General features: G+C 68.6%; 24 protein-coding genes. 11 read left to right on the top strand and 13 right to left on the bottom strand.

The window, feature by feature from the left end:
• Window positions 1-26 precede the first annotated feature (26 nt).
• From G3N61_RS12895 to G3N61_RS12875, 5 genes are all read right to left on the bottom strand, one after another.
• Entirely contained in the window at window positions 27-1,262 is a 1,236-nt protein-coding gene (locus G3N61_RS12895; RefSeq protein WP_205822603.1) for an NADH:flavin oxidoreductase, read from the bottom strand.
• A 621-nt stretch (window positions 1,263-1,883) separates the two neighbouring features.
• Complete coding sequence (locus G3N61_RS12890) at window positions 1,884-3,224, bottom strand: type II toxin-antitoxin system HipA family toxin (RefSeq protein WP_175024038.1); 1,341 nt, start codon at window positions 3,222-3,224, stop codon at window positions 1,884-1,886.
• A 2-nt stretch (window positions 3,225-3,226) separates the two neighbouring features.
• Window positions 3,227-3,655: a helix-turn-helix transcriptional regulator gene (locus tag G3N61_RS12885; protein WP_205822601.1), complete on the bottom strand. Its 429-nt coding sequence runs from the start codon at window positions 3,653-3,655 to the stop codon at window positions 3,227-3,229.
• 152 nt (window positions 3,656-3,807) lie between these two features.
• The gene (gene ribBA / locus G3N61_RS12880; protein ID WP_205822600.1) at window positions 3,808-4,932 is read right to left on the bottom strand and encodes a bifunctional 3,4-dihydroxy-2-butanone-4-phosphate synthase/GTP cyclohydrolase II; all 1,125 of its coding nucleotides are present in this window, start codon (window positions 4,930-4,932) and stop codon (window positions 3,808-3,810) included.
• Window positions 4,929-5,867 (bottom strand): alpha/beta hydrolase, encoded by a 939-nt coding sequence (locus G3N61_RS12875; RefSeq protein ID WP_205822598.1) that lies wholly within the window; start codon window positions 5,865-5,867, stop codon window positions 4,929-4,931. Before G3N61_RS12875 ends, ribBA begins: the two co-directional genes overlap by 4 nt.
• A gap of 281 nt (window positions 5,868-6,148) precedes the next feature.
• Between G3N61_RS12875 and G3N61_RS12870 the strand changes: the two genes are divergently transcribed.
• The gene (locus G3N61_RS12870; RefSeq protein ID WP_043183719.1) at window positions 6,149-7,339 is read left to right on the top strand and encodes a LuxR family transcriptional regulator; all 1,191 of its coding nucleotides are present in this window, start codon (window positions 6,149-6,151) and stop codon (window positions 7,337-7,339) included.
• Between the two features lie 197 nt (window positions 7,340-7,536).
• Here G3N61_RS12870 and G3N61_RS12865 read toward each other — a convergent pair whose 3' ends face one another.
• On the bottom strand, window positions 7,537-8,202 hold the full coding sequence (locus G3N61_RS12865; RefSeq protein ID WP_205822596.1) for a cation diffusion facilitator family transporter: 666 nt from the start codon (window positions 8,200-8,202) through the stop codon (window positions 7,537-7,539).
• A 93-nt stretch (window positions 8,203-8,295) separates the two neighbouring features.
• Window positions 8,296-9,192 (bottom strand): LysR family transcriptional regulator, encoded by an 897-nt coding sequence (locus tag G3N61_RS12860; protein ID WP_089452986.1) that lies wholly within the window; start codon window positions 9,190-9,192, stop codon window positions 8,296-8,298.
• A 123-nt stretch (window positions 9,193-9,315) separates the two neighbouring features.
• Between G3N61_RS12860 and G3N61_RS12855 the strand changes: the two genes are divergently transcribed.
• The 4 genes from G3N61_RS12855 (at window position 9,316) to G3N61_RS12840 (ending at window position 13,862) form a co-directional block, all read left to right on the top strand.
• On the top strand, window positions 9,316-10,611 hold the full coding sequence (locus G3N61_RS12855; protein ID WP_205822594.1) for an MFS transporter: 1,296 nt from the start codon (window positions 9,316-9,318) through the stop codon (window positions 10,609-10,611).
• Between the two features lie 64 nt (window positions 10,612-10,675).
• Window positions 10,676-11,566, top strand: a complete 891-nt coding sequence (locus tag G3N61_RS12850) for an amidohydrolase family protein (RefSeq protein WP_205822592.1) — start codon at window positions 10,676-10,678, stop codon at window positions 11,564-11,566.
• Window positions 11,567-11,574: 8 nt separating this feature from the next.
• Complete coding sequence (locus G3N61_RS12845; protein WP_011355217.1) at window positions 11,575-12,462, top strand: oxaloacetate decarboxylase; 888 nt, start codon at window positions 11,575-11,577, stop codon at window positions 12,460-12,462.
• A 71-nt stretch (window positions 12,463-12,533) separates the two neighbouring features.
• Window positions 12,534-13,862 carry an MFS transporter gene (locus G3N61_RS12840; RefSeq protein WP_205822590.1) on the top strand — a complete coding sequence of 443 codons (1,329 nt, stop codon included), beginning with the start codon at window positions 12,534-12,536 and terminating at the stop codon, window positions 13,860-13,862.
• A 15-nt stretch (window positions 13,863-13,877) separates the two neighbouring features.
• Here the strand turns inward: G3N61_RS12840 and G3N61_RS12835 are convergent, their stop codons facing one another.
• The 5 genes from G3N61_RS12835 to G3N61_RS12815 form a co-directional block, all read right to left on the bottom strand.
• Window positions 13,878-14,093, bottom strand: coding sequence for a hypothetical protein (locus G3N61_RS12835; protein ID WP_043183727.1), 216 nt, complete (start codon window positions 14,091-14,093; stop codon window positions 13,878-13,880).
• 2 nt (window positions 14,094-14,095) lie between these two features.
• Complete coding sequence (locus G3N61_RS12830; protein ID WP_205822588.1) at window positions 14,096-14,467, bottom strand: DUF4156 domain-containing protein; 372 nt, start codon at window positions 14,465-14,467, stop codon at window positions 14,096-14,098.
• A gap of 192 nt (window positions 14,468-14,659) precedes the next feature.
• Window positions 14,660-15,307, bottom strand: coding sequence for a response regulator transcription factor (locus G3N61_RS12825; protein ID WP_089452980.1), 648 nt, complete (start codon window positions 15,305-15,307; stop codon window positions 14,660-14,662).
• The gene (locus G3N61_RS12820) at window positions 15,304-16,761 is read right to left on the bottom strand and encodes a HAMP domain-containing protein (protein ID WP_089452979.1); all 1,458 of its coding nucleotides are present in this window, start codon (window positions 16,759-16,761) and stop codon (window positions 15,304-15,306) included. The genes G3N61_RS12825 and G3N61_RS12820 overlap by 4 nt, the downstream gene beginning before the upstream one ends.
• Window positions 16,762-16,922: 161 nt before the next feature.
• Window positions 16,923-17,414 (bottom strand): papain-like cysteine protease family protein, encoded by a 492-nt coding sequence (locus G3N61_RS12815; protein WP_205822586.1) that lies wholly within the window; start codon window positions 17,412-17,414, stop codon window positions 16,923-16,925.
• Between the two features lie 187 nt (window positions 17,415-17,601).
• Here G3N61_RS12815 and G3N61_RS12810 point away from each other — a divergent pair, with 187 nt between their 5' ends.
• On the top strand, window positions 17,602-18,621 hold the full coding sequence (locus G3N61_RS12810) for a DNA-binding protein (protein ID WP_089452978.1): 1,020 nt from the start codon (window positions 17,602-17,604) through the stop codon (window positions 18,619-18,621).
• Window positions 18,622-18,743: 122 nt separating this feature from the next.
• Here the strand turns inward: G3N61_RS12810 and G3N61_RS12805 are convergent, their stop codons facing one another.
• Window positions 18,744-20,315 (bottom strand): hypothetical protein, encoded by a 1,572-nt coding sequence (locus G3N61_RS12805; RefSeq protein ID WP_205822584.1) that lies wholly within the window; start codon window positions 20,313-20,315, stop codon window positions 18,744-18,746.
• A 307-nt stretch (window positions 20,316-20,622) separates the two neighbouring features.
• Here G3N61_RS12805 and G3N61_RS12800 point away from each other — a divergent pair, with 307 nt between their 5' ends.
• The 5 genes from G3N61_RS12800 (at window position 20,623) to G3N61_RS12780 (ending at window position 25,754) form a co-directional block, all read left to right on the top strand.
• Complete coding sequence (locus G3N61_RS12800; protein WP_089452976.1) at window positions 20,623-21,243, top strand: TetR/AcrR family transcriptional regulator; 621 nt, start codon at window positions 20,623-20,625, stop codon at window positions 21,241-21,243.
• Window positions 21,244-21,473: 230 nt separating this feature from the next.
• Window positions 21,474-22,532 carry an NADP-dependent oxidoreductase gene (locus tag G3N61_RS12795; RefSeq protein ID WP_043183738.1) on the top strand — a complete coding sequence of 353 codons (1,059 nt, stop codon included), beginning with the start codon at window positions 21,474-21,476 and terminating at the stop codon, window positions 22,530-22,532.
• 107 nt (window positions 22,533-22,639) lie between these two features.
• Window positions 22,640-22,939: a putative quinol monooxygenase gene (locus G3N61_RS12790; RefSeq protein ID WP_205822583.1), complete on the top strand. Its 300-nt coding sequence runs from the start codon at window positions 22,640-22,642 to the stop codon at window positions 22,937-22,939.
• Window positions 22,940-23,074: 135 nt separating this feature from the next.
• Window positions 23,075-23,530, top strand: a complete 456-nt coding sequence (locus G3N61_RS12785) for a (2Fe-2S)-binding protein (protein WP_043183740.1) — start codon at window positions 23,075-23,077, stop codon at window positions 23,528-23,530.
• A 1-nt stretch (window position 23,531) separates the two neighbouring features.
• Window positions 23,532-25,754 carry a xanthine dehydrogenase family protein molybdopterin-binding subunit gene (locus G3N61_RS12780; protein ID WP_205822581.1) on the top strand — a complete coding sequence of 741 codons (2,223 nt, stop codon included), beginning with the start codon at window positions 23,532-23,534 and terminating at the stop codon, window positions 25,752-25,754.
• The last annotated feature ends 11 nt before the right edge of the window (window positions 25,755-25,765 follow it).

Raw genomic sequence — 25,765 nt, 5'->3', positions numbered from 1 at the left:
GGGCGTCACACGCGATACCTGACGCTTCACGCGCCGGCGGCCGGCACGCGGTTCGGCGCGGGGTCGTTCGGCTCGCGCAGCACGCACGCGGTGCCGCCCGGCGTGTACATCGACACGACACAGCGGTTGCACGACGTGCAGCCCGACTGCGCGAGCCGGCCGTCACGCAATCCGTTGACGAAACCCGGCTCGAACACGAGCGCGCGTGCAAGCGCGACCGCGTCGAACCCTTCGCGCATCGCCAGCTCGACGTTCCCGCGCGAACGTACACCGCCGAGGTAAGCGAGCGGCATCCTGACGGCCTCGCGCACTTTCCTCGAGTGCTCGAGGAAATACATCTCGCGAAACGCGCCCAGCTTCGGCTCGGTGAGCTTCTGCAACGCCATCGCGGCACGCACGATCGCGTTGTCGGCATTCGCGCGCGCGTCGCCGGGCAACGGGCTGCCGAACAGCTGCCACACCGATTCGACGTTCATTCCGCCGCTGAGCACGAGCAGGTGCGCGCCTTCGGCTTCGAGCCGCCGCGCGATTTCGCATGCGTCGTCGGCCGTGCCGCCGCCGCGCACGCCTTCGGTCACGCCGATCTTGCAGACGACGGCGAGGTCGCGGCCCACCGCATCGAGCACGCGGCGCAGCACCTCGACCGGGAATGCGGCACGCCGTGCAGCGTCGCCGCCGTATGCATCGCGGCGGCGGTTGTACAGCGGCGACAGGAACTGGCTGAGCAGATAGCCGTGCCCCATGTGGATCTCGACCGCATCGAAGCCGGCGTCGCGCGCATGGCGTGCGGCCTGCGCGAATTCGTCGGCGACGGCCGACATCTGGTCGCGCGTCATCGCCTGCTTCAGAAAGCGGCCGCTCATCACGCCGACCTTGTTGAAGCCGCCCGAGGCGCTCAACGGCCGCGCGGTCGACAGCGACGGCAGGAACGTGAAGCAGCCGCCGTGCGTGATCTGCGCGGAGGCGGCTGCGCCGTGGCGATGGACGGCGTCGGTCAGCGCGCGGAACTGGCGGACCGTCGGCACGTCGAGCCGCGCCTGGTCGACGAACGTGCGGCCGTCGTCGCTGATCGCGCAGTACGCGACGGTCGTCAGCGCGGCGCCACCTTCGGCGATGCGTTCGTGAAAGCGGACGAGCGCGCGCGACGGCACGCCGTTCGGTGTCATGCCCTCGTTGGTGGCGGACTTGATCAGGCGGTTGCGCAACGTCAGCGGGCCGATCTGCAGCGGGCTGAACGCGGTCGTGAGGTCGGCGGATTCCATGAGGGGGCGGGTGTCGGGAATGGGCACGGCGACCATTGTGCGGCGGTGGCGCAGGCGCGCATCGTCCGGGTGGACGAGCCGGGTGGCGGTGATGGCAAGCCGGTGTGCCGTCGGGCGCGCCAGCCGGGCCGGCCTCACGACCCGGGAGCTGCGTTCGTCATCCGACAGAATGCGATGCCGGCTGCTTCCGTTCCGGCATCGCGGCGGATGCGTCAGTTCAGTCGGGTGAGCCGTCGAGTCCGTGCATTGAATCGCCGTATCCGGTTCTCGAGCCTGGCCGATGCGTCAGCGCAACCCGTACTGGACGGGATCTCGATCGCGGCGGATGTGTGCGTCCAGCCCGGATGATCTGTCCAGTCCGTGCATTGAATCGCCGTATCCGGTTCTCGAGCCTGGCAGATGCGCCAGCGCAACCCGTACTGGACGGGATCTCGATTACGGCGGATGTGTCCGTCCGGCCCGGATGATCCGTCGAGTCCGTGCATTGAATCGCCATATCCGGTTCTCAAGCCCGGCCGATGCGCCAGCGCGACCTGAAACGGACCTGACCTCGATCGATGCATCGAACGCCACCAGACGCTCAAGCCTGCCCCAAACTCGACAGCCACCCGTCAAGCCACATTACGCGGGTTCGCCAGCCCCGAGCTTGCGAACCTGCCGGCGCATGCCATCGAAGATCGCGTCTGCCACGTCCGCCGGAAAATCCGCCGGGATCTGCGCGGCGGCTTCGGCGATCGCGGGTTCCGTGCGTGCGGCGACGGCCGCCATCGCGGCGCGCACGTCGTCTTCGGTCAGGCCGACGCGCCGGCCCTGCGCGATCCAGTGACGCGGCTGGATCTCGCCGATCACGTAGTGCCGGTTCTTCCCGCACACGGCCATCGCGAGCCGTGCGCGGCGCGGCGGAAGCTGGTTGCGGCGCGTGCCGAGGATCGGATGCGCGGACAGCACGTCGTACAGCGGCGTGCTGCGGTACGTGTTGCCGGGCAGGTGCGCGATGCTGAAGTTCTTCGCGTGCCCGTCGATCGCCGCCAGCACCCAGAACACGAGCTGCGCGATGAAGAAATTCATCCGGTCGTGCGCGGCGTCGGCCGAATTCGCGAGGATGCCCATGATCGTCTCGATGCCGGGGCCGCCGTCGGATTCGTATTTCGCGCCCGACGGCGTGCCGGTCGCCTGGCACATGTCCTCCTGCGGCAACCGCAGGATCCACGTGCGGTCGCGCGAAGCACGCCGGTCGAAGCGCTCGACGATCAGCGCCTTCTGGTCGTCGAATCGGCCGATCTCACACCGCGCGACCGGCAACCCGTACGCGGCGACGAGCCTGGAGCACAGCCATTCGTTTTCGACGGACGTTCGCATGTCGGCCTGCATGTTCCCGACGCGCCCGAGCGGCAGCTTGAAGATGTGCGTCGTCGGCGTGCTGCCCGATGGCCGCAGCCAGCGATTTCCCTGGCGCAGCAACGCGGTCTTTTCCTGCGCGCCGGCAATCGACAGGCGCAGGTCGCCTTCCGGTTCCGGGCGGCCGGGCAGCGGCGCGGCGGTCGCGTGGCGCAGCACGTCGGCGACAGCCGCGTCGTCGAGCGTCACGCCGTCGATCGCCTCGAGATCGACGGGCGTTTCGCCAGGCGGCAGCATCTGGATCGCGCCGACGCAATCGCGGCCGATCGACGCGAGCAGTTCGAACGGCGCCGTCGATCGGAGCCGATAACGCTGCGCGATGCGACGGCGGATCGGCTCGCTGTCCGGCAGCAGGTTGTCGAAGTAGTCGGCGACGATCGCGCCCTGGTGCGGCTGGTTGCCGGGCGTGAAGGGCAGCGACAGCGACAGCGGCCGCCCCTGCGGATCGTCGAGCCAGGCCGGCAGGTAGACGAGACGCTCGACGCCGCGCCGGACTTCCCAGTAGCCGACCGGAATGCCGTTCATCCACAGGTCGAGCCGGTCGTGACGGGTACGCGTGGCCATCGTCACCAGTCCTCCCGCTTCGATACCCGTGGCTTGGCCGGTGTTGCCGTCGCGGGCCGCTTGCGTGCGGCACCGGTCGTGGGTTTGGCTGGACTTTTGGCGGGCGTGGTGCCGCGCGCCGCATCCGGCTTGCGTTTGCTCGCCGCCGGTTTGCGAACCGCTGGCGCGGGATCGGGCGCGGGAACAGGATCGGCCGATGCCGCCGGGACATCCTGCTTGCCTTGCGCGAGCGTCATGTGAACGCCGAGCGTGTTCAGCACTTTGAAGAGCCGCTCGATACTGACCGCCGACGGGTTGGCTTCGAGCTGCGCGTAGGATTGCTGCGTGACGCTCAGGCGGGCGGCCAATTGCGCCTGCGTGAGGCCCGCGGCTTTCCGGAAGCCGACGAGTATCGGACGCAGCTGGGTCAGGGTCTGGACAGGAAAGGCCATCGGGCGCTCCGCGGGATGACAGGCGATCGTTTGTAATCGGGAAATACAGTCTATGGCATGTATCGTCAAAATACAAACCCAAGACTGTATTTAACAAAAACAAACAATAGCCTGTTAGACGGAAAACCGGCCGGCCATCCCGCGTCAACGCATCATGCCGCCCGCAGCGGATTCGCGTGCGCGCTCCGTGCGCTTTCCGGATCGTCGTCGCCGAGCGGAATGAACGCCATGATCTCCAGGTCGTGCCCCGACAGCGCGGGCAGCCGGAACGGGCTCGACAGCACGTTCAGCCGCCGCACGCCGAGCTCGCGCAGGATCTGCGAGCCGATCCCCGTCACGCGTCCGTCGCGGCGGGCCGGGCCGGCGGGCATCCGCATCGCGTCGCCGCGCATGTCGCAGTCGAGCAGCACCGCCACGCCGCAGCCGGCCGCGTCGATCCGTTGCAGCGCGGCATGCAGCGGCCACGAATGCGCGGACGGCTCCGCATCGAGCAGGTCGAGCAACGAATGGCATTCGTGCACGCGTGTCAGCACGGGCGTCGACGGATCGGGCTCGCCGCGCACGAGCGCGAGATGCGGTGCGCCGTGCACGGTGTCGCGATACTCGATCGCGCGGAATCGCCCCCACGGCGTATGCAGCGGCCGCTCGCCGACGCGTTCGACGAGCGATTCGTGCTCGCGTCGGTAATGGATCAGGTCGGCGATCGTGCCGATCTTCAGCCCGTGATGCGCGGCGAACGCCTTCAGCTCGGGCAGCCGCGCCATCGTGCCGTCGTCGTTCATCACTTCGCAGATCACCGAGGCGGGCGTGAGCCCGGCAAGCGCCGCGAGATCGCAGCCGGCCTCGGTATGCCCCGCGCGCACCAGCACGCCGCCCGGGCGGGCGGCAATCGGGAACACGTGGCCGGGCTGCACGAGATCGTCCGGGCGGGCACCCGACCGCACCGCCGCACGGATCGTGTGTGCGCGATCGGCCGTCGAAATGCCCGTCGTCACGCCTTCTGCCGCCTCGATGCTGACGGTGAACGCGGTGCCGAACGGCGTGCCGTTGCGATCGGCCATCGGCGGCAGCCGCAACTGCTCGCAGCGTTCGGCGGTCAGCGTCAGGCAGATCAGCCCGCGCCCGAAGCGCGCCATGAAATTGATCGCGTCGGGCGTCACGTGATCGGCCGCGATCACGAGATCGCCTTCGTTCTCGCGATCCTCTTCGTCGACGAGCAGGACCATCCGGCCCGCACGCAGCTCGTCGACGATCTCCAGCGTACCGGCGAGCGTCATGACGCCTCCGTCGCGCCGAATGCGCGGCGCAGCGCGTCGGCGCCGAAGGTCAGCACGCGGTCGGCCGCATCGATGGCGCCGAGCATGCTCGCGAAGCCGTGAAGCTGGCCCGGCCAGCGCACGAGCGTCACCGGCGTGCCGGCCTGTGCGAGCCGCAACGCATACGCTTCGGCCTCGTCGCGCAGCGGATCGAATTCGGCGCTCACGATCGTCGCCGGTGCCGCGCCCGCGACGTCCGGTGCGGCGAGCGGGCTCGCCAGCGGCGACGCGTGATCGGCGCCTTCGTCGAAATAGTGCCGCTTGAACCAGCGCATCATGTCCGCCGTCAGGAAATAGCCGGTGCCGAGCGTTTCGTACGACGGATGTTCGGTCGCGCAATCGACGACCGGATACAGCAGCAACTGGTGCGCGATCGCGATGCCCGAACCGCGCAACTGCAGTGCGGCGACCGCCGCAAGATTGCCGCCGGCGCTGTCGCCGGCAACCGCCACCGCACCGGCGCGCGCGCCGAGATCGCGCGCACTGGCGGCGGCCCAGCGCACGGCGTCGCATGCGTCGTGCGCGGCGGCCGGGAAGCGCGCCTCGGGCGCGAGCCGGTAGTCGACCGACAGCACGAGCGTGCGCGCACGGGCCGCGAGGCTGCGGCACAGGTTCGCGTGCGAATCGATGCCGCACGACACGAAGCCGCCGCCGTGGAAAAACACGGTCAGCGGCAACGGCCCGTCGGCAGCGGGCCGGTACAGCCGTGCGGACAACTGACGACCGGATGCGGGAATCTGCCAGTCCTCTTCGGCGACGACGGCATCGCCCGGCGCGAATGCGCCGCCGGCGGCAAGACTCGCGCGATACGCGGGAACGGTGAGCTGCGCGAAATCGATCGCGGGTGCCTGGGCGAACGCGGCGAGCAGCGCCTGCGCCTGTGGGTCGAGCGGCATGGGGACTCCTGTCTGAATCGTATGCGGTTTGAATCAGGTAAACCCGTGTCGCGGTTTTCCCTGAGTCCGCGCCGGACGCTTGCCGGCACGGCCTGACGGGCATTCCAGCGCAGCGGGCAGGGCGCCACATCATCCGATCGGACGATGGTTGGTTCGTCCGGATAGCCAATTCTCACCATTCAGTGAATCTCCCGATGACGCCGGAATTTAGACGCGTCTTAATCATGGCGGCGCGGTTGGGTCGCGTCGGAAACATGTCGTATGGAGGATGGAGCGTGCTGATGGAGACGAGATGGGCTCCGCAAGAGAGCCAGGCAACCAGTGACGAGGCCGACATCGGCGTCGCGGATTTCAGCGAGCTGATGGCGCGCATCTACCAGGGGCCGCTGGAGACACCGCCGTGGGCCGGCGCGCTCGAACTGGTCCGCCGCTGGCTGCAGGCGAACTACGTGACGCTGATCCTGCGTGCGGCCGCGAGCGATCGCCGCGCGCCGCTGTCCGTGCACGCGTCGGAATTCGGCCCGGTCGTCCCGGGCGACGGCGAGGCGTCGTACAACAACTACTACTATTCGCTCGACCCGTTCGTCGGCCTGCCGGCCGATCGCGTGGTCACGGTCGACGAGGTATTCGGCGACACGGGCTGGCTGTCGAGCGAACTGTACAAGCAGTTCCTGAAGCCGCAGGACGTGCGCTATATCCTCGGCGCCGACCTGCGCACATCGTCGGGCGTCGAGTGCCGCTTCCGCGTGTGCCGCAACCATGCATCGAAGCCGTTTTCCGCGCGCGACAAGGCGATCTGCGCGCTGCTGCTGCCGCACCTGAAGCGCGCGGTCGAGTTGCATTCGCGGCTCGACACGGCCGAGGTCGAACGCTCGATCTATGCGAACGCGATCAACCGGATGCAGATCGGCACGATCACGCTCGACGAGAACGGCACGATCATCGACCTGAACAGCGTCGCCGACGAGATCCTCAAGCAGAACAACGGTCTGACGATTGCACGCGGCACGATCGAGGCGGCCGACGCGCAGGAGAACCGCACGCTGAAGCGGCTGATCCGCCACGCGGTGATGGGACACCACGGCACGGCCGCGGCAACCGTCGAAGCGATGCCGATCACGCGCAGCTTCGACAAGCCGCGCCTCGGGCTGCTGGTGCGCACGGTGCTGCTGTCCGACTGGTCGGAGGACAACAAGCGGCGGCCGGCCGTCACGCTGTTCCTGCGCGATCCCGACCGCAAGCCGCAGGGCGCGCAGGAAATCATTCGCAAGCTGTTCGACCTGACGCCCGCCGAGACGTCGCTCGCGCTGTTGCTGACGAACGGGCTGACGCTCGAGGAGGCGGCGGAGGAATCGGGGATCAGCAAGAACACGGCGCGCACGCACCTGCGCGCGATCTTCTCGAAGACGGGCGTGACACGCCAGGCGACGCTCGTGCGGATTCTGCTCGGAAGTGTCGTGCCGCTCGGGTAAGCGACAACCGATGCCAACCCATCGGAACCGGCTGCATTCGTCTGGCGATACATCGACATCGGTCAACGCGTCGCGTGCCGGACGATAGCGGCGACGTCATGCAAAAGAGGCTCGCAACGTGCGAGCCTCTTGTTCGTTCAGCGGGGCCGACAGCGAATATTCAGCCGCCCGCGATGCATGGGCGATGCCCCCGGCGTTCACGAGCCGCGCGTCGACCGATCCGCCCATGCCGACAACGCAGGCCACTGCGCACAGCCGCGCCGGATGAACCCAACGCCCGTGCGGATCACGAGCGCGCCGATCGCGAGCGCGGCCAGATCGTCGAGCCGACCGAAGCCGATCAGCGCCGCGCTCATCGCGAGCGCCGCCAGCAGCGACGACAGCGCATCGGTCCGGACATGCCAGCCGCTCGCCTCGAGCAGCGCGGAGCCCGTCTCGCGTGCCTTGCGCAGCATCCAGTGCGACAGCGCGGCCTTGCCGGCAAGCGTCACGGCGACGAGCGCGAGCGTCGTCGCGCCCGGCTGCACGACGGGCGGCGTCGCGAACCGGTTCGTTGCGTGCCAGATCATTTGCGCGCCGGTCGCAACGAGCAATGCGCCGAGGCCCGCGAGCGCGAGCGGTTCGTAGGTCGGGCGCCGTTCCGGCGGCAGGCGCGCGTCGAGCCGGCACGCGACGAGGATCAGCGCATCGGCCGCGAGATCGATTGCCGCATGCGCGACGTCCGCCAGCAGGCCTGACGAATGCGCGGACCCGGCCGCGACCGTCTCGACGGCGAGCAGCAACAGGTTGATCGCGAGGCTGATGGCGAGGGCGCGGGACGTGGCCGCATAAACGTGGGGCGTGGCGCGCGACGTGCGCTGCATGGCGGATTCGTCTGTCGATAGCGTGGGTCAGACCCGAACGCTACCGGTCGACGGTGGCAGATCGGTGACAGGCGCAGGACGCCGCCCGGCCGGTCAGCGCTGCCCGTCTGCCGACGGCAGCAGCGCGGCGAAGCGATCCGCGAGCGTCGGGCGCGACCGCGCGGGCCAGATCGCACTGAGTTCGAACAGCGGCAGCGCGCCGCCGTCGCGGATGGTGCTGTAGGCGACGCCTTCGAACGCGAACGTGTGGATCGAATGCGGCAGCAGCGACACGCCGCATCCGGCGGCGACGCACGAGATCACGGTCAGCGTGCGGTTCACGTCGAGCACGATGTCGACCGGGTGCCCGGCTTGCCGGAATGCACTCAGGATGCCTGCGCGGATCAGCGGCAACTGGTCGTGCGGAAACCACACGAGGCCGGTGCCGGCGAGATCCTGCAGCGTGACCGTGCCGTCGGGCTGGCGCCGGAAATCGTTCGGCAGCACGGCGACGAGCGGGTCGCGCCGGATCAGCTTCTCGCGCATCCGGCCGTTGACGGGGACCGGCGTATGCAGCAGGCCAATATCGATCTCGCCGCGCTCGAGTGCGATCGCCTGCTCGGCATTGCTCATTTCGCGCATCACGAGTTCGACGTCGGGCGTGGTTGCGCGCAGCGCGCGGATCGTGCGCGGCAGCGTGTCGAACAGCGCGGCGCTGACGAACCCGATCGTCAGGCGCCCGGCGCGCTGCGCGCCGATTTCGCCGGCCCGGTGCGCGGCCGCGTCGAGGCGTGCGAGGCTCAGGCGCAGGTCGTCGACCATCGCGAGGCCGGCGGCGGTCAGCGTGGCGCCGCGCCGCGAACGGTCGAACAGCCGGACGCCCAACTCCTTCTCCATCCGGTTCAGGGCCTGGCTGAGCGCCGGCTGCGCAATCCCGAGCTCGTTGGCCGCGCGCGTGAAGCTGCCCGTATCGACGATCGCGAGGAAGTAGCGAACGTGCCTGATTTCCATAAGCTGGCGTTATGAATAATTATTCAAAACATAGTAGCGAATTATCTCCACGCTTCATAGGATGCTCATCGGGCCACAACATCCGGCGCCCGGCGACGGCATGACGACACGAGGAGACCTGCATTGAACTGGACCCGCGAGCTATCGACGACCGAACGGCGCACGTTGCGCGGCTGCTTTGCCGGCTGGGCACTGGACGGTCTCGACACGCAGATGTTCAGTCTCGTGATCCCCGCGTTGCTCACGACCTGGGGCATCGGCAAGGGGCAGGCCGGGCTGATCGGCGGCGCGACGCTCGTGGCGGGCGCGCTCGGCGGGTTGCTGGCCGGCGTGATCGCCGACCGCTACGGGCGCGTGCGGGCGCTGCAGATCACCGTGTGCTGGTTCTCGCTGTTCACGTTCCTGAGCGCGTTCGCGCAGAACTTCGAACAGTTGCTGGTGCTGAAGGCGCTGCAGGGGCTCGGGTTCGGCGGCGAGTGGACGGCCGGCGCGGTGCTGCTCGCCGAAACGGTCGGCGCGCGCCATCGCGGCAAGGCGATGGGCATCGTGCAGAGTGCATGGGGCTTCGGCTGGGGCGGCGCGGTGTTGCTGTACATGCTGGTGTTTGCGTGGCTGCCGGCCGAATGGGCGTGGCGCGTGCTGTTCGCGATCGGCGCGCTGCCCGCGCTGCTGGTGCTGTATATCCGCCGCGCGATTCCGGAGCCGCCGCGGGCGACGCCGGTCGACGCATCGGCGCAGGCAACGGCGAGCGGTGACGAAGGGCCGACGATCGGCATCTTCGACCGCTCCGTGGTGCGCGCGACGGTGGTCGGCGGGCTGATCGGCGTCGGCGCGCACGGCGGCTATCACGCGATCACGATCTGGCTGCCGACCTACCTGAAGACCGAGCGGCACCTGTCGGTGCTCGGCACCGGCGCGTATCTCGCGGTCGTGATCGTCGCGTTCATCTGCGGTTGCTTCCTCAGCGCGTACCTGCAGGACAAGATCGGCCGCCGCCGCAACGTGATGCTGTTCGCCGCGTGCTGCGCGGTGATGGTGAACCTGTACGTGTTCCTGCCGTTGAACGATGTCGCGATGCTGCTGCTCGGTTTTCCGCTCGGCCTGTTCTCGGCCGGCATCCCGGCGACGCTCGGCACGCTCTTCAACGAGCTTTACCCGCGCAACGTGCGCGGCCGCGGCGTCGGCTTTTGCTACAACTTCGGCCGCATCGCGTCGGCCGGCTTCCCGGTGCTGGTCGGGCGGATGGGCGAGTCGTTGCCGCTCGGCACGGCACTCGGCATCGACGCGGGCATCGCGTACGGGCTGGTCGTGATCGCGGTGTGGTTCCTGCCCGAAACGCGCAGCCAGCGGCTGTCCGGTGCGGCGCCGGGCGGCGAGGCGGATGCCGAAAGCCAGCCGCGCGCCGAGGCGTCGCTGTAGGGCTCGCCGCCGCCCGTCATCGAATCGCCCGGCGCAGCGGCCGGGCGCCTCTTGCAGACTCGTCATGGATCGTCTCGTGAATCACCTCGCCGAACCGGTTCCGGCCGCGCCGTCAGTGGACGCGTGGTACGCAGGGAACCCCGCCGTGGCCGCCGTCGATGCGCATGCGCACGTGTTCGCGCGCGGCCTGCCGCTAGCGCCCGTGATCCGGCATGCGCCCGACTACGACGCGTCGCTCGACGCGTACGTCGCGCACCTCGCCGCACATGGCATCACGCACGCGGTGCTGGTGCAGCCGAGCTTCCTCGGCACCGACAACACCTACTTCGTCGACGTGCTGCGCCGTTACCCGCAGCGCTTTCGCGGCGTCGCGATGGTCGATCCGGCGATTTCCGACAGCGAGCTCGACGCGCTCGACCGGGCAGGCGTGGTCGGGATGCGGCTGAACCTCGTCGGGCTGCCGATCCCGGACTTCGGCGCGCCCGTCTGGCGCGCGCTGTTCGCCCGCATCAACGCGCTCGGCTGGCATGTCGAGATCCATCGCGGCATCGAGGATCTGCATGCGATCACCGCGCCGCTGCTCGCGCAGTCGTGCACGCTGGTGATCGACCATTTCGGCCGCCCGTCGCCCACGCTCGGCGAGCGCGCGCCCAGCTTCCGACGCCTGCTGTTGCTCGCGGATACCGGCCGCGTCTGGGTCAAGCTGTCGGCCGCGTATCGCAACAGCGTGGCCGGCGACGGCGCGATCGACGCGTTCGGTGCCGCGCGGGCGCTGCGCACCGCGTTCACGGCCGAGCGGCTGGTGTGGGGCAGCGACTGGCCGCACACGCAGCATCGCGAGCGCGTCGATTTCGATGGCGCGTATGCGGCGCTCGCGCGCTGGCTGCCCGACCCCGGCGAGCGCATGCGCGTGCTGCGCGATGCGCCGAGAACCCTGTTTCGTTTCGACCAATGAGGCTCCGCATGTCCGATCACACCGCACTTCGTCGCGCCGGGTTCCGGCGCAGCATCGCCGCCCGCCAGGGGCTGCTCGTCGCCGGCACGTTCAATGCGCTCAGCGCGCGGGTCGCGGCCGATCTCGGCTTCGGCGCGCTGTACCTGAGCGGCGCCGGCGTCACCAACATGTCGCTCGGTTTGCCCGATCTCGGTTTCGTCGGGCTCGGCGAGCTGGCCGAGCACACCGCACGCGTGCGCGATGCGGTCGAGCTGCCGCTGATGGTCGATGCCGATACGGGTTTCGGCAATGCGCTGAACGTGCTGCACACGGTGCGCACGCTCGAACGCAGCGGCGCCGACGCGATCCAGCTCGAGGATCAGGTGCTGCCGAAGAAATGCGGCCATTTCGCGGGCAAGGAAGTGATTCCGGCCGGCGAGATGGTGGGCAAGCTGAAGGCGGCCGTCGACGCACGCGTGGATCCGAACCTGCTGATCGTCGCGCGTACCGATGCGGCCGCGGTCCACGGCATCGACGACGCGATCGAGCGCGCGCACCGTTACGCGGAAGCGGGCGCCGACGTGCTGTTCATCGAGGCAATGGATACGGCGGAGGACGTCGAGCGGCTGCCGGCGCTGTTCGACACGCCGCAGCTCATCAACATCGTGATCGGCGGCAAGACGCCGACGCGCTCGCGCGACGACCTGGCGCGCCTCGGCTACGGCGTGGTGCTGTACGCGAACGCGGCGCTGCAGGGTGCGGTGCACGGGATGCAGGCCGCGCTGACGGTGCTGCGCGATACGGGCCGGCTCGACGAGGATCCCGCGCTCGTCGCGCCGTTCGCCGAACGGCAGCGGCTCGTCGACAAGGCGCGCTTCGACGCGCTCGATGCCCGCTACGGGGCCGATCGCGCATAAGCGCGCCGGCACACGGGCGGCAAGGACGGCCGCCCGGCATGACCATGCCAGGACAGGACAGGAGACAACCCGTGGCAATTTCCCCTACCGGAGCGGCCGGCGAGCCGCCGCGTATCGGTTCGATCGTCGGCGGCCTGGCCGGCAACCTGATCGAGTGGTACGACTTTCTCGCGTACAGCATCTTCTCGATCTACTTCGCGCCGGCGTTCTTTCCGGCGGACCGGCCGACCGTGCAGTTGATGAACACCGCGGCGATCGCGGCGGTCGGATACGTCGCGCGGCCGGCGGGGAGCTGGCTCGTCGGCCTCTATGCGGACCGGCGCGGGCGCAAGGCCGCACTGACGAAATCGGTGCTGGCGATGTGCGCGGGATCGATGCTGATCGCCGTCACGCCCGGCTACGCGACGATCGGCGTGCTCGCACCAGCGCTGCTCGTCGCCGCGCGGCTGCTGCAGGGGCTCAGCATGGGCGGCGAATACGGCACCAGCGCGACCTACCTGAGCGAGATCGCACCGCCGGACCGGCGCGGCTTCTACGTCGGCTTCCTGCAGGTGAGCGTGGTCGCCGGCCAGCTCGTCGCGCTCGGCCTGATGCTCGCGATGCAGCGGATCTTTGCCGGTACGCACGACCTCGAACGCTGGGGCTGGCGGATTCCGTTCTTCGTCGGCGGCGTGCTCGCGCTGTTCGCGCTCTACATGCGCCGCAACGTCGTCGAGAGCGACGCGTTCATCGCCAGCCGGGCGCGCGCGGCGAAGACGCGCATGACGGCCGACCTCGCGGCCCACTGGCGCGAGCTGCTGCTCGCGATCGGCATCACGGTCGGCGGCACCGTCGCGTTCTACACGTACACGGTCTACATGCAGAAGTACCTCGTCAATTCGGTCGGGCTGCACAAGGAAACGGCGACCTGGATCTGCACCGCCGCGCTGCTGCTGTACATGCCGCTGCAGCCGCTGTTCGGCCTCGTGTCGGATCGCGTCGGCCGCCGGCCGGTGCTGCTGTGGTTCGGAATCGGCGGCACGCTGCTGTCCGTGCCGATCTTCACGGCGCTCGGACACGTGCACGAGCCACTCGCCGCGTTCGCGCTGGTGTTCGCCGGGCTGGTCGTGCTGAGCGGCTTCACGTCGGTGCACATGCTGGTCAAGGCCGAGCTGTTTCCGCCGCAGATCCGCGCGCTGGCGGTCGGGCTGCCTTATGCGCTGACGACGGCGATCCTCGGCGGCACGACCGAATTCGTCGCGCTGCGGCTGAAGGCGAGCGGCAACGAGACGATGTTCTTCTGGTACGTCGCCGCGTGCGCGGCGATTTCGCTGCTCGTGTACTGGCGGATGCCGGAGACGCACCCGGCGAAGCGCGGACGCGCGTCACGGGCGGCAGTCGCCGCACCGGCCTCGCGCTGAACCGGTGCCGCCACGTTACTGCGCCCGTTGCGCCACGCGTGGCGCGGCGGGCGTCACGATGCGGGTCGCGATCGCTTCCGGCATGTCGTCCGGCCAGGACGCGGCGCATCGCATCCCGGGCGGCGGCGCCGGCAGGCCGCCCGGCATGACGGCTTCGTTGGCGTCGCGGCCGCAGCCGGGCAACCAGCCTGACACGCCGAGGCTCCAGATCAGGGTTGCAAAGAGGCGCATCGTCACGCTCCGGCGCCCGGACAGCGATAGACGCTGCCGGTCAGCGTGACGCCCGTCTGCCGCAGATAGCCGCCTTCGCTGCCGTCAAAACTCCCGCTCTGCACGCCGCGCTGTGTGAGCAGCACCACGACGTTGCCGCCGAGCGCGGCCGCGCGGTTCTTCAGGTCGTTGCGCGCGCCGGTCTCGAGCGTCGCGTCCGGGATGAAGCCGCCGGTCAGGAAGTTGCCGCGGCTGCCCGTCACGTCGCCGAGGTGACGGCAACTGCCGCCGGGGTCGCGCATGACGATGCGCACTTCGCGGCCGGCGGCGGAAGGCTCGAGTGGCGCGCACGCCGCCAGCGCGGCAGGAAGGAACAGCAGCCAGAGAGGTCTCATGTTTCCGCCGTAGCGAATGCGCGTGATCGCGCGACAGCGCCACTTTAGGGACGCCGCCGCGTCCGCACATCGGGCGAAGGTCGTGTGCTCGGGCCGGAAAGGATGCGACCAAAGTCGCAGACGGTGCATATCGCCCGGGCCGGTGCGCGACGCTGGAATGCGGCGTGTTGCCGACGTCGCCGGCAGCGGATGTCAGGGCTTCGGCGCCATCAGTCCTTCGCGCCACGCGAGCGCGACGGCCTGCGTGCGGTCGGACAGATGCAGCTTCGACATCACGTTGCCGAGATGCGTCTTCACGGTCTTTTCCGTAATGCCGAGCGTCGCGGCGATGCGCGCATTGCTGCCGCCTTCGGCCAGGCAGCGCAGCACCTCCAGTTCGCGCGCGGTCAGCGCGGCGAACGGGCTGCGCGGCGGCTTGCGCCACGCGCCGATCATGCGCTGCGCGATGCCGGGGTGCAGTGTGGGTTCGCCGTGGACGGCCGCATGGATCGCCTGCAGCAGACGCTCGCCGCGCATCGATTTCAGCAGGAACGAATCGGCGCCGGCGTCGATCGCGGCGAGCGCGAGCGCATCGTCGTCCGACGAAGTCAGCACCATGATGTGCGTATCGGCGCTGGCCGCCCGGATCGCACGAATCACGGCCGGCACGCCGGTGTGCCCCATGCCGGGCATCATCAGGTCGAGCAGCAGCACGTCGGGACGATGCGTGCGTACCTGCTCGATCGTCGACGCGCCGTCGTCCGTTTCCGCGACGATCTCGAATGACGCATCGAGCCGCAACAGCCCGCGGATGCCTTCGCGCACGACCGCGTGGTCGTCGGCAATCAGGATGGTGGTCATGCCGTCTCCATCGGATTGAAATGGACGGTCACGCGTGTGCCGTCCGCGCCCGACGCGATGTCGAGCATGCCGCCGGGTAGCGCATCGGCGCGCCAGCGCAGGTTGCCGAGCCCCATGCCAGTCGGCACGGCAGCCGGGTCGAAGCCGCTGCCGTCGTCGCGCACGACCCAGCGCCAGCGCGACGACGCTGCGCCGGAGGGCGCACGCACGGCGTCGCCCGGTTCGCACGCGATGTCGATACGACGGCAGCCGCTATGGCGCAACGCATTCGCGGCAGCCTCATGGGTGATCATCAGCAGTTCGTGCGCGGCCGACGGGTGAGCGTCGAGCGCGTGCGCTGCACGTTCCGGCAGATCGAGCGACCATTCGATGCCCGAGCCGGCCAGCAGGTCGTGCACCGCCTGCGAAACGGCCGCGCGCAGGCCGTCCTCGGCGATCGCGGGCAGGCTGAAGCCGGTCACCACGTTGTCGAGATCCTGCTGAAGATGATCGGCCAGACGCCGCGCCGCGCCGACCGTCGGCAACAGGTCGGGGTGGCGCTGCGCCTCGTACGCCAGCTCGGTCAGCTTGAGGCCGAGCACGAAGCTGCGCTGCTTCGCGGTGTCGTGCAGGTCGCGCGCGATCCGCGTGCGCTCGACCGACACCGCAAGCGCCTTCTGCATCCCGAATGCCCGCGCGAGCGCATCGGCCATCCGGTTGAAATGCGCGGCCAGTTCGCCGAGCTCGTCGCGAGACGCATCGGCGATCCGTGCCGAAAGGTCGCCGGCCGCCCAGCGATCGGCGGCGGCCGTCATCCGCCGCACGCGCCGCACCAGCAACCAGACCAGCAGCCCGGCGAAGCTCGCGCCCATCGCGCCGAGATACAGCAGAGTGCGTATCAGGTCGTACGCCGACGCATCGTCCGCGATCTCGTAGTGCAGTTGCCAGCCCGGCCAGTAATGGACGCCGATCCGCGCGATGGCGCCGCCCGCCAGCGCGACGGGCGTGACGATGGCCCAGTCGCCGTCGCGGCGCAGCATCGTGTCGGGCGCGGCCGGATCGGCCGGGGCCGTTGCGAACGCGTCGGACAGTAGCGGCGACGCAGCCGGCGCGGTCGCGCATCCGGCGCCATCCGGTCGCGCAATGCGCACCTGCAGCCGCCCGGCACCGAAGAAACCCATCATCGGCGCGAAATCCATCACGTCACGCGCGCCGACCCGCGCGATCTGCCAGAACAGTGCGTCGGCCGCCGCACGGCACGCAACCGGGTCGCGCCAGTCGACGGCGCCGGTCGCGGCGGCCAGCGCAGGGCGGTCGAGGTTGCCGAGAAACCGGCGGATATCGCTTTCGGCATGCGCGCGCCACAGCACGCTCGTCAGCAGCGACGACAGCACCATCGCCACGAACCCCACGACGATGAAGGTCGGCACGAGCTTGACGAACAAGCCACGGAAGCCGATCCGGAATGTGCGCAACGCGGACTCCTCGTTGTTCTGTTTGCTTGACGGACGCACCGGATGAATGCCGACGACACGGCAACGCAGCGCAACCGGCTTTCAATTGCGCCATGTTGACGGTTTTCGGAGGCGGTTGCTGGGGCGTTTTGCCGGAGGGTGGAGGGACGCCCGCAATGGACTCAATAGCGGTGCGGCCCCTTCACCAGCAGTCCGTCGGGTTTCCACCGTCCGGTGTCGAGTGTCGCCAGAAGCATCGTGCGCGCGGGCGGCCCCTCAGGGTCGTTGTAATGAACGGTGCGTTGCCTGATCCCCGTGATGACGATCACGTGACCGATTTCAGGCTGGCCAGGCCTGTCCAGGAAATGCCCCGCGGCCCAGATCGGACCGAAGTCCTCCAGGACCGCGGCCAGCCACTCGGGCGTAATGACCGTGGGCTGATTGAGCGCCACGAGTCCTTCGGCTGCGCATAAGTCAGGGATCCTCGACGGGGGAAGCCCCTGGTCTGCCTGCCATAGCGTCGGCATGCCCAGACGCGGCCCGGGGCGGTGGAAGTACGACACCATGCACGCCGCCGCATACCAGCATGCGTTGTTCAGTGCTTTGGATCCTGATTTGGTCTTCTTTACACCGCGCTGATCGACCATCGGCACGTTCAATCTGAAGTCCACCATTTCGGGTCTCCAGGCAGGAGTGATCCATAAGCGTATGAACAATCGGGCACGACGACAACCAGCGTGACGGGCAATCCACACGCCAATCTCGACATTATAGAAATAATGTCAAATTACATGGCTCGATGAATTGAAAATTTAACGGTTTACGTTATATTATTGACTAAATCATCGATCCAACCTCGCCATGTCCGATCTCGCTGCCGACGAATCCCGCCTGACCGCCGAAATCGAGCGCCTCAAGGCCGAATTCCCGAAAACCCGCGAGCTGTATCGCGAAGCCTGCGCGCTGCTGTTCTTCCGCTTCGGCATCACGCCCACAGCGAACCGTCTGTACCAGCTCGTCCGCAAGGGCAGCATGAGCACGCCGACGGCCGTCCTCGGCGAGTTCTGGGCAGCGTTGCGGGAGAAGAGTCGCGTCCGCATCGAGCATCCCGACTTGCCGGCCGATCTGCAGGCGGCCGCCGGGGAGCTGGTGGCGGCGCTATGGAATCGGTCGAGCGCCGACGCGGCCGCCGCGCTCGATGCCTTGCGCGCAGAGGTCGAAGCCGAGCGGGTGGCGGCGCAGGCGGAAGTGGCGGCGCTGCAGGCCGAACTGGCCCGCACCGAAACCGCATTGGAGCAACGCACGGCTGCGCTGCTGGCCGCGCAGGTGCGCATTCAGGAGCTGGAGCAGGCGAGGGCGGCAGACGACGCATCGCGGCAGGCGCTGCAAGCCGATATCGAACGCCTTACGGCCGACAACGCGGAAGGCGACCGGGCACTCGCGCAGGCACGCGCGGATTTCACCACCCAGCTTGACCGGCTGCGCGACGACGCCGGCCGGGCCGAGGAGCGCCTGCGTGCTTCGGAGAAGCGGGCGCTTCAGGAAATCGATCGTGAGCGGCTCGCGGCCGCTCGGCTGCAAAAGGAACTCGATGCGTCGGCATCCCGCACGGAGCAGCGCGATGCGCAGCAGCGCAAGGACGTGGCTGCACTGCAGGCGCAACTCGGCGACGCGCTGCATCGATGCGGCATGCTCCAGGGGCAGCTCGACGGCGCGCAGGCGACCGATGTGGCGCGCAGCAAGGAACTCGATGCGCTGCGACGAGAAATGACGGTGCTCGCGCGTCGGGCGCCGTTGCGGGGCGCCAAGGCTGCGCCCGCCGCGCAACGGGATGAGCGGAGGGCGCGCACGCGCAAGCGCGCCGACGAAGCGCCGCGCTGACGGCGAAACCGCGCGCGCGTCAGCCGATGGTGACGCACGCGTGAAGCCCGTAAGCGAGCAAGTGGGTAAGCCAGCAGCGATACCGCTACCCCCCCGACCGCTCGCCCACCCACCGATACAAATCAACTCGACACATACCGTGACGGCAGCGCCGGCGCATCCGCCGGAATCGTGACGAGCGACGTGTTCAGCCAACCCTGCGGCGAGCCATTCGACTGCGCATACGCGCCGACGTACGGCATCATCCGCGTCGTCTGGTAGACCTGCGGCGTCCACCCCGCGGGCGCCAGGAAGATCGACGTCGCGCGCTTCTCGCTATACGCGGACGCCCCGTACGTCGAGATGTTCCACAGCGTCTGCTGATACGTCGCATAGTCGGCGTTGTGCCGCGACCCACCGGCCTGCCAGCCTTCGAGCTGGATGAACGTGTTGTACGTGCCGGCGCCCGCGAGCAGGTTGTTCACCGTGCGCCCGTACAGGAACGACAGGATCAGCCCGCAGTTCGCCGGCGCGAAGTCGCTGCCGACGCTCAGGTAATAGCGGCCGGTCGTGTTCAGGACCGACGCGTAATGCGAGTTGCCGATATCGGTCGACGTCGTCAGCCCGCTCGCGCCCATGAAGCTGTCGAACGCCTGCATCGTGACGCCCGCCGGCAGGTCGGTCGTCGCGCTGATCGCGACGATATGCGAGCCGGCCGCCAGCAGCGTCAGGAACGCGGACAGCGTGCCCGCGTTCCAGTTGCCCTGCGCATCGACGAACGGAAACGCGCGATACCCCGTCAGCGCGAACACCGCCGGATCGGTGCCGGCCTGCCACGCGATCTGCGGCACCCACATCGTGAGCGGGCCGGCGTTCGATGCGCCGGACACGTACTGGTTCAGCGCATCGATGAGCTGCGCATCGGCTGCGGGCAGCACGCCATACGCGGCGCCGTTTTGCCAGCGCTGCACCCATTGGGCGACGAAGCCCGCGAGCTGGCCGCCGGTGAAGTCGGCGGGCGGTACGTAGCCGAGCGGGCCCGTGCTTTGGTATGCGGACTGGATTGCCGCAGCCGTACGCACGTTGCTGCCGAACATGCTGTTCGCGAAATCCTGACAGTTGTTGGCCGGCGGCGTCGCGAGCTGCGAGAGCGGGACGACCCACGCGCCGTTCGCGGTCGCGACACCGCGATACAGCGTGAGATTCGCGACCGAATCGTGACCGGGAAACGTGGTGGCGTCGGCGCCCGACACGTAGCCGGCCGACGGCGTGACGCTTACGGTGGTCGGTTGCGACCCGAACGGATGCGTGTACGCGATCGCAAACGACGCGTCGCCGCCGGCAAGGCTGAACGATCCCGTGCAATCGCCCCAGCTGTTCGACGCGCTGACGGCGGTCGATTGCCCGGTCGAAATCTGCGCTTGCGACGCCTGCGGCAGCGAGCCGCTCTGGCTGGCCGCATTACCGTACGCGAGTGCCGTCGACGGGATCGCATTGACGACGTTGATCGTGATCGAGCGGTCGGCGATCCCGTAGTTGCGCGTGGATGCATCCGCGGCGCCGGCGGCGGCGAATGACGATGCGGACGTCGGGTTGCCGTCGCCGCCACAGGCGGCCAATGTGCCGACGAGCGGCGACAGGGTCAGCGCGGCGCCGCGCTGGATGAAGCGCCGGCGGTTCGGCGCGGACGGGCGTTCGGGTTTCGAAGCGGTCATGGGCGTTCCTGGTCACGGGTTCGGGAGGCGGCAACGACGATCCGGCGCATTGCACACGTGTGCAATGCCGGCCGAAATGCATCGATTGCCGGCATGTGCGCCGCGCGTATTTATGCGGGAGATCGATGAAACGCCCGCGACGAAACCGAGTCGCGCGTGTGACGCCGTGCACCCGCCAGGGCGGGAGAGGAGCGAGGCATGCCGGCGCAACGTTTGGGCGCCCGGCGGGGATCGGGTAAAGTGCCGCTCAACCTACCGGATCGACGTTACTAGACGACCGGTCTAATCGTTGCTACCATACGCCATCATGAATGCATCTTCAGGCGCGGAAGTCCGCCAGCACATCCTGAACATCGCCAAGCCGATCATGCTCCACAAGGGGTTTTCGGCGGTCGGTCTGAACGAGATTCTCGCTGCGGCGGGCATCCCGAAGGGCTCGTTCTACCATTACTTCGGCTCGAAAGAGGCATTCGGCGAAGCGCTGCTCGAATCGTATTTCGACGGCTATCTCGCGCATCTCGACAACCTGCTCAAGCATCAGGCCGGCACGGGCGCCGAGCGCCTGATGACGTACTGGAGCAACTGGCTGCACACGCAATGCGCGGACGATCCGGAAGGCAAGTGCCTCGCGGTGAAGCTCGGCGCGGAAGTATCGGACCTGTCGGAAGCGATGCGCGCGGTGCTGCGGCACGGCACGAGCCAGATCATCGAGCGGCTCGCGGGGGGCATCGAGGCCGGGCTGGCCGACGGCTCGCTGAGCGCGGTCGCCGATCCGTCGCATACGGCCGCGATCCTCTACGAGCTGTGGCTGGGCGCGACGCTGCTGGAAAAGATTCACCGCAACCGCAAGCCCCTCGAACGGGCGATGGTCGAAACGCGGCGCATGCTGAACCTGCCGCCGCTCGAGCCGAGCGGAGCGCAGGCGTAACCCGGGCGCGCATCGGCGCGCCTTGTTTTTACCCTTTTTCTAGACGACTGGTCTACTCAATACGCATGACGAACGTGCCACGCCGCGTTACGCTGTCCCGATTGTTTCAACCGCACGCATGCAGACGCGACGGCCTGAGCGCCGCCGCCGCATGCGCGCGTCTCCTGCTGGTCCATCCCTGATCCGATCGTGCCCACGAAGCACGTCCATTCCTGTTGACGGAGGCTTACATGCCGCAAAGCAAGACCGCAAACCGCCAGATCATCCTGAATTCGCGCCCGGTCGGCGCGCCGACGCCGGGCAACTTCCGTACCGAATCCGGCGACGTGCCGACGCCGGGCGCCGGCCAGGTGCTGCTGCGCACGGTCTGGTTGTCGCTCGACCCGTACATGCGCGGCCGGATGAGCGACGCGCCGTCCTATGCCGCGCCGGCCGAACTCGGTCAGCCGATGGTCGGCGGCACGGTCAGCCAGGTCGTTTCGTCGAACCTGCCCGCGTTCCGCGCAGGCGACCTCGTGGTCGCGGGTGCGGGCTGGCAGGACTATGCATTGTCCGACGGCCGCGACCTGATTCCGCTCGGGCGCGACTTCGCGCATCCGTCGTACGCGCTCGGCGTACTCGGCATGCCGGGCTTCACCGCCTATACGGGGCTGCTGAAGATCGGCGAGCCGAAGGCCGGTGAAACGGTGGTCGTCGCGGCGGCCAGCGGTGCGGTCGGCGCGGTAGTCGGCCAGATCGCCAAGCTGAAGGGCTGCCGCGTGGTCGGCGTCGCGGGCGGCGCCGACAAGTGCGCGTACGTGACCGATACGCTCGGTTTCGACGCGTGCGTCGACCATCGCGATCCGGCGTTCGCCGAGAAGCTGAAGGACGCGTGCCCGAACGGCATCGACGTCTATTTCGAGAACGTCGGCGGGGCCGTGTTCGACGCGGTGTGGCCGCTGCTCAACGACCATGCGCGCGTGCCGGTATGCGGAATCATCGCGCACTACAACGACGCGGCCTACGACGACAAGGCCGTATCGACCGGCCGCGACCGTGTGCCGGCACTGATGGGCACGATCCTGCGCAAGCGCATCCGGATGCAGGGTTTCATCATCCTGGATCACTATGCAACCGGCTATGCGCCGTTCATGAAGGAAATGAGCGAATGGGTCGCGCAGGGCAAGGTGAAGACGCTCGAGGACGTCGTCCCCGATCTCGCCGATGCGCCTGAAGCGCTGATCGGCTTGCTCGCCGGCAAGAACTTCGGCAAGGTCGTCGTGCGCGTGGGTCCGGACGAACTGGCCTGACACGACGGTACCGGCCTGCAGTAATAAACGGTCGCCCGCCGGCGTTACCTGAAGTGCATGACGCCAGCGGGCGGCTTTCCCGATTCCGTTTCGATAGGAGTGACAAGATGGCGCTTCACGTGATTGCTTCCCTGTTCGTGAAACCCGAACACGCGGAGGCTGCCGAAGCCGAACTGCGCAGCATGGTCGCGAAGTCGCGCACCGAACCGGGCAACCGGCGCTACGACCTGTTCCGCGAGCAGGACGGTTCGCCGAACCTGCACCTGTACGAGATCTACGACGACCAGGCCGCCTTCGACGCGCACCTCGCGAGCCCGTATTTCGGTGAATTCCGTACGAAGTCGGCCGACTGGTTCACCGCGCCGCCGGTCATCAAGGTGCTGTCGGGCATCGACGTCGCCGAGTAACCACGCAGCACCACCGTTGCGGCTCGCACCCACCCGGGCCGCACGGCACCCGCCGCACGGCCCGCGGCGGCGATGACAACACCACGCGGCGCGCCGTTCGCGCCACCTCCCCAATACACCGGCCCCGGAGGCTGAATGATCACCCTCAACATCAACGGCGAAACCCGCTCGGTCGACGCCCCTGACGACATGCCCTTGCTCTGGGTGCTGCGCGACGTCGTCGGCCTCACCGGCACGAAATTCGGCTGCGGGATCGCCCAGTGCGGCGCGTGTACCGTGCATCTCGACGGCGTCGCCGCGCGCTCGTGCGTGCTGCCGGTCGCGGCCGTCGCGGGCCGCAAGATCACGACGATCGAAGCCGTCGGCGCGACGCCCGCCGGCCACAAGGTCCAGCAGGCGTGGCGCGAGCTCGACGTCGTCCAGTGCGGCTATTGCCAGTCGGGGCAGGTGATGGCCGCCACCGCGCTGATCGCATCGAACCCGAACCCGAGCGACGCCGACATCGACGCGGCGATGGCCGGCAATATCTGCCGCTGCGGCACGTACAACCGGATTCGCGCGGCCGTGAAGCAAGCCGCCAAGGAGGCCTGACATGTCGCGAGGACTGATCGAAGCAGGTCGGGCCGGCGCGGGCGTGTCGCGCCGTTCGTTCCTCAAGCTCGGCATGTCGCTGGGCGCAGCGGCGGGCGGTGGCCTGCTGCTCGGTTTCAGCCTGCCGGCCGCGGGCGACGATGCGCGCCGTTCGGTGATCGGCGGTGACGGCGATGAAACCGCGCGCGCTGGCGTGTTCGCGCCGAACGCGTTCGTGCAGATCGACCGCGCCGGCAAGGTCACGCTGGTGATGCCGAAGGTCGAGATGGGGCAGGGCGTCTATACATCGATTCCAATGCTGGTCGCGGAAGAACTCGAAGTGCCGCTGTCGAGCGTGACGCTCGACCATGCGCCGCCGAACGAGAAGCTGTTCCTCGATCCGCTGCTCGGCGGCCAGCTCACCGGCGGCTCGACGTCGATTCGCTACGCGTGGGAACCGCTGCGCCGTGCAGGTGCGACCGCACGCACGCTGCTGGTCGCGGCCGCCGCGAAGCAATGGCATGTCGATCCGGCATCCTGTCGCGCCGCGAACGGCGAAGTGCAGCATCCGCCTAGCGGCCGGCGCGCGTCGTACGGCCAGCTCGCCGATGCGGCGGCCAAGCTGCCGGTGCCGAAGGATGTCGCGCTGAAGAAGCCGGCGGATTTCAAGCTGATCGGCACGCCCGCGAAGCGGCTCGATTCGCCGGAAAAGGTCGACGGCACGGCCCAGTTCGGGCTCGACGTGCGCCTGCCCGGCATGCTGTACGCGGTGATCGTGAACAGCCCGGTGTTCGGCGGCACGGTCGCGAGCGTCGACGATGCGGCCGCGAAGAAGATCCCCGGCGTGCGCCAGGTCGTGCGCGTCGACAACGCGGTGGCGGTGGTCGGCGATCACACGTGGGCCGCGAAGCGCGGCGCATCGGCGCTGGTCGTGAAGTGGAATGAAGGCGCGGACGCGAAGGTCTCGACGAAGGATCTTTTCGCGGATCTCGCGCATGCGGCGGCGAACGGCAAGGGCGCGGTCGCACGCAAGGACGGCGACGTCGACAAGGCATTCGCGAATGCGAAGACGCGCGTCGATGCCGTTTATGAACAACCGTTGCTTGCCCACGCGACGATGGAACCGGTGAATTGCACGGTACACGTGCGCGGCGACGGCTGCGAGATCTGGGTCGGCACGCAGGTGCCGACGCGGGCGCGCGATACCGTGCAGCAGCTCACGGGCCTCGCGCCCGAGAAGATCGTCGTGCACAACCACTTGCTCGGCGGCGGCTTCGGCCGGCGGCTCGAGACCGACATGATCGGCCAGGCCGTGAAGATCGGCAAACAGGTCAACGCACCGGTGAAGGTGGTCTGGACGCGCGAGGAAGACGTGCAGCACGACATGTACCGGCCGTGCTACTACGACAGGATCTCGGCCGGCCTCGACGCGAACGGCAAGCCGGTGGCGTGGCAGCACCGGATCGTCGGCTCGTCGATCATCGCGCGCTTCGCGCCGCCGGCGTTCCAGCACGGCGTCGATCCCGATGCGGTCGAGGTTGCCGCCGAGCTGCCGTACGACCTGCCGAACCAGCTGGTCGACTACGTACGACAGGAGCCGCGCCACATCCCGACCGCGTTCTGGCGCGGCGTCGGCCCGACGCGCGGCACGTTCGTGGTCGAGAGCTTCATCGACGAACTGGCCGCGCAGACCAAGACCGACCCGGTGCAATACCGCCGCGCGCTGCTCGACAAGACACCGCGCGCGCGCAACGTGCTCGACGTCGCAACGAAGGCGGCCGGCTGGGGCGGCCCGGCGCTGCCGAAGGGGCAAGGGCGCGGCGTCTCGGTGATGCACGCGTTCGGCAGCTTCTTCTCGATCGTCGTCGACGTCGCGGTGGATAACGGCGAGGTGCAGGTGAAGCGTGTCGTGTGTGCGGTCGATTGCGGTATGGTCGTCAACCCGAACACGATCGAGGCACAGGTGCAGGGCGGCATCATCTTCGGGATCACGGGTGCGCTGTATGGCGAGATCACGATCGAGGACGGCCGCGTCGTGCAGAGCAACTTCAACGACTACCGGATGCTGCGGATCAACGAGACGCCGCCGATCGAGGTCCATCTCGTGAAAAGCGGTGAAGCGCCGGGCGGGATCGGCGAGCCGGGCACGGCCGCGACGGCCGCGGCGGTATCGAACGCGATCTTCGCGGCGACCGGCAAGCGGCTGCGCAAGCTGCCGGTCGGCGACCAGCTGAAGACGGCGTAAGGGGAGGACAC

Source organism: Burkholderia sp. Ac-20349 (assembly GCF_017104865.1).
In the GTDB taxonomy this organism is placed as follows: Bacteria; Pseudomonadota; Gammaproteobacteria; order Burkholderiales; family Burkholderiaceae; genus Burkholderia; species Burkholderia aenigmatica.
Note: the sequence above shows the minus strand (reverse complement) of the source record. Positions and strands in the feature narration are given on the sequence as shown.

Coding starts and splice junctions, on each gene's coding strand:
- G3N61_RS12885 (WP_205822601.1), bottom strand. CDS start 3,655: ATGGCCTTTCCTGTCCAGACCCTGACCCAGCTGCGTCCGATACTCGTC.
- G3N61_RS12860 (WP_089452986.1), bottom strand. CDS start 9,192: ATGGAAATCAGGCACGTTCGCTACTTCCTCGCGATCGTCGATACGGGC.
- G3N61_RS12795 (WP_043183738.1), top strand. CDS start 21,474: ATGCCGCAAAGCAAGACCGCAAACCGCCAGATCATCCTGAATTCGCGC.
- G3N61_RS12810 (WP_089452978.1), top strand. CDS start 17,602: ATGTCCGATCTCGCTGCCGACGAATCCCGCCTGACCGCCGAAATCGAG.
- G3N61_RS12875 (WP_205822598.1), bottom strand. CDS start 5,867: ATGCCGCTCGACCCACAGGCGCAGGCGCTGCTCGCCGCGTTCGCCCAG.
- G3N61_RS12865 (WP_205822596.1), bottom strand. CDS start 8,202: ATGCAGCGCACGTCGCGCGCCACGCCCCACGTTTATGCGGCCACGTCC.
- G3N61_RS12890 (WP_175024038.1), bottom strand. CDS start 3,224: ATGGCCACGCGTACCCGTCACGACCGGCTCGACCTGTGGATGAACGGC.
- G3N61_RS12895 (WP_205822603.1), bottom strand. CDS start 1,262: ATGGAATCCGCCGACCTCACGACCGCGTTCAGCCCGCTGCAGATCGGC.
- G3N61_RS12805 (WP_205822584.1), bottom strand. CDS start 20,315: ATGACCGCTTCGAAACCCGAACGCCCGTCCGCGCCGAACCGCCGGCGC.
- G3N61_RS12825 (WP_089452980.1), bottom strand. CDS start 15,307: ATGACCACCATCCTGATTGCCGACGACCACGCGGTCGTGCGCGAAGGC.
- G3N61_RS12850 (WP_205822592.1), top strand. CDS start 10,676: ATGGATCGTCTCGTGAATCACCTCGCCGAACCGGTTCCGGCCGCGCCG.
- ribBA (WP_205822600.1), bottom strand. CDS start 4,932: ATGACGCTCGCCGGTACGCTGGAGATCGTCGACGAGCTGCGTGCGGGC.
- G3N61_RS12785 (WP_043183740.1), top strand. CDS start 23,075: ATGATCACCCTCAACATCAACGGCGAAACCCGCTCGGTCGACGCCCCT.
- G3N61_RS12780 (WP_205822581.1), top strand. CDS start 23,532: ATGTCGCGAGGACTGATCGAAGCAGGTCGGGCCGGCGCGGGCGTGTCG.
- G3N61_RS12835 (WP_043183727.1), bottom strand. CDS start 14,093: ATGCGCCTCTTTGCAACCCTGATCTGGAGCCTCGGCGTGTCAGGCTGG.
- G3N61_RS12830 (WP_205822588.1), bottom strand. CDS start 14,467: ATGAGACCTCTCTGGCTGCTGTTCCTTCCTGCCGCGCTGGCGGCGTGC.
- G3N61_RS12870 (WP_043183719.1), top strand. CDS start 6,149: ATGGAGACGAGATGGGCTCCGCAAGAGAGCCAGGCAACCAGTGACGAG.
- G3N61_RS12815 (WP_205822586.1), bottom strand. CDS start 17,414: ATGGTGGACTTCAGATTGAACGTGCCGATGGTCGATCAGCGCGGTGTA.
- G3N61_RS12845 (WP_011355217.1), top strand. CDS start 11,575: ATGTCCGATCACACCGCACTTCGTCGCGCCGGGTTCCGGCGCAGCATC.
- G3N61_RS12790 (WP_205822583.1), top strand. CDS start 22,640: ATGGCGCTTCACGTGATTGCTTCCCTGTTCGTGAAACCCGAACACGCG.
- G3N61_RS12800 (WP_089452976.1), top strand. CDS start 20,623: ATGAATGCATCTTCAGGCGCGGAAGTCCGCCAGCACATCCTGAACATC.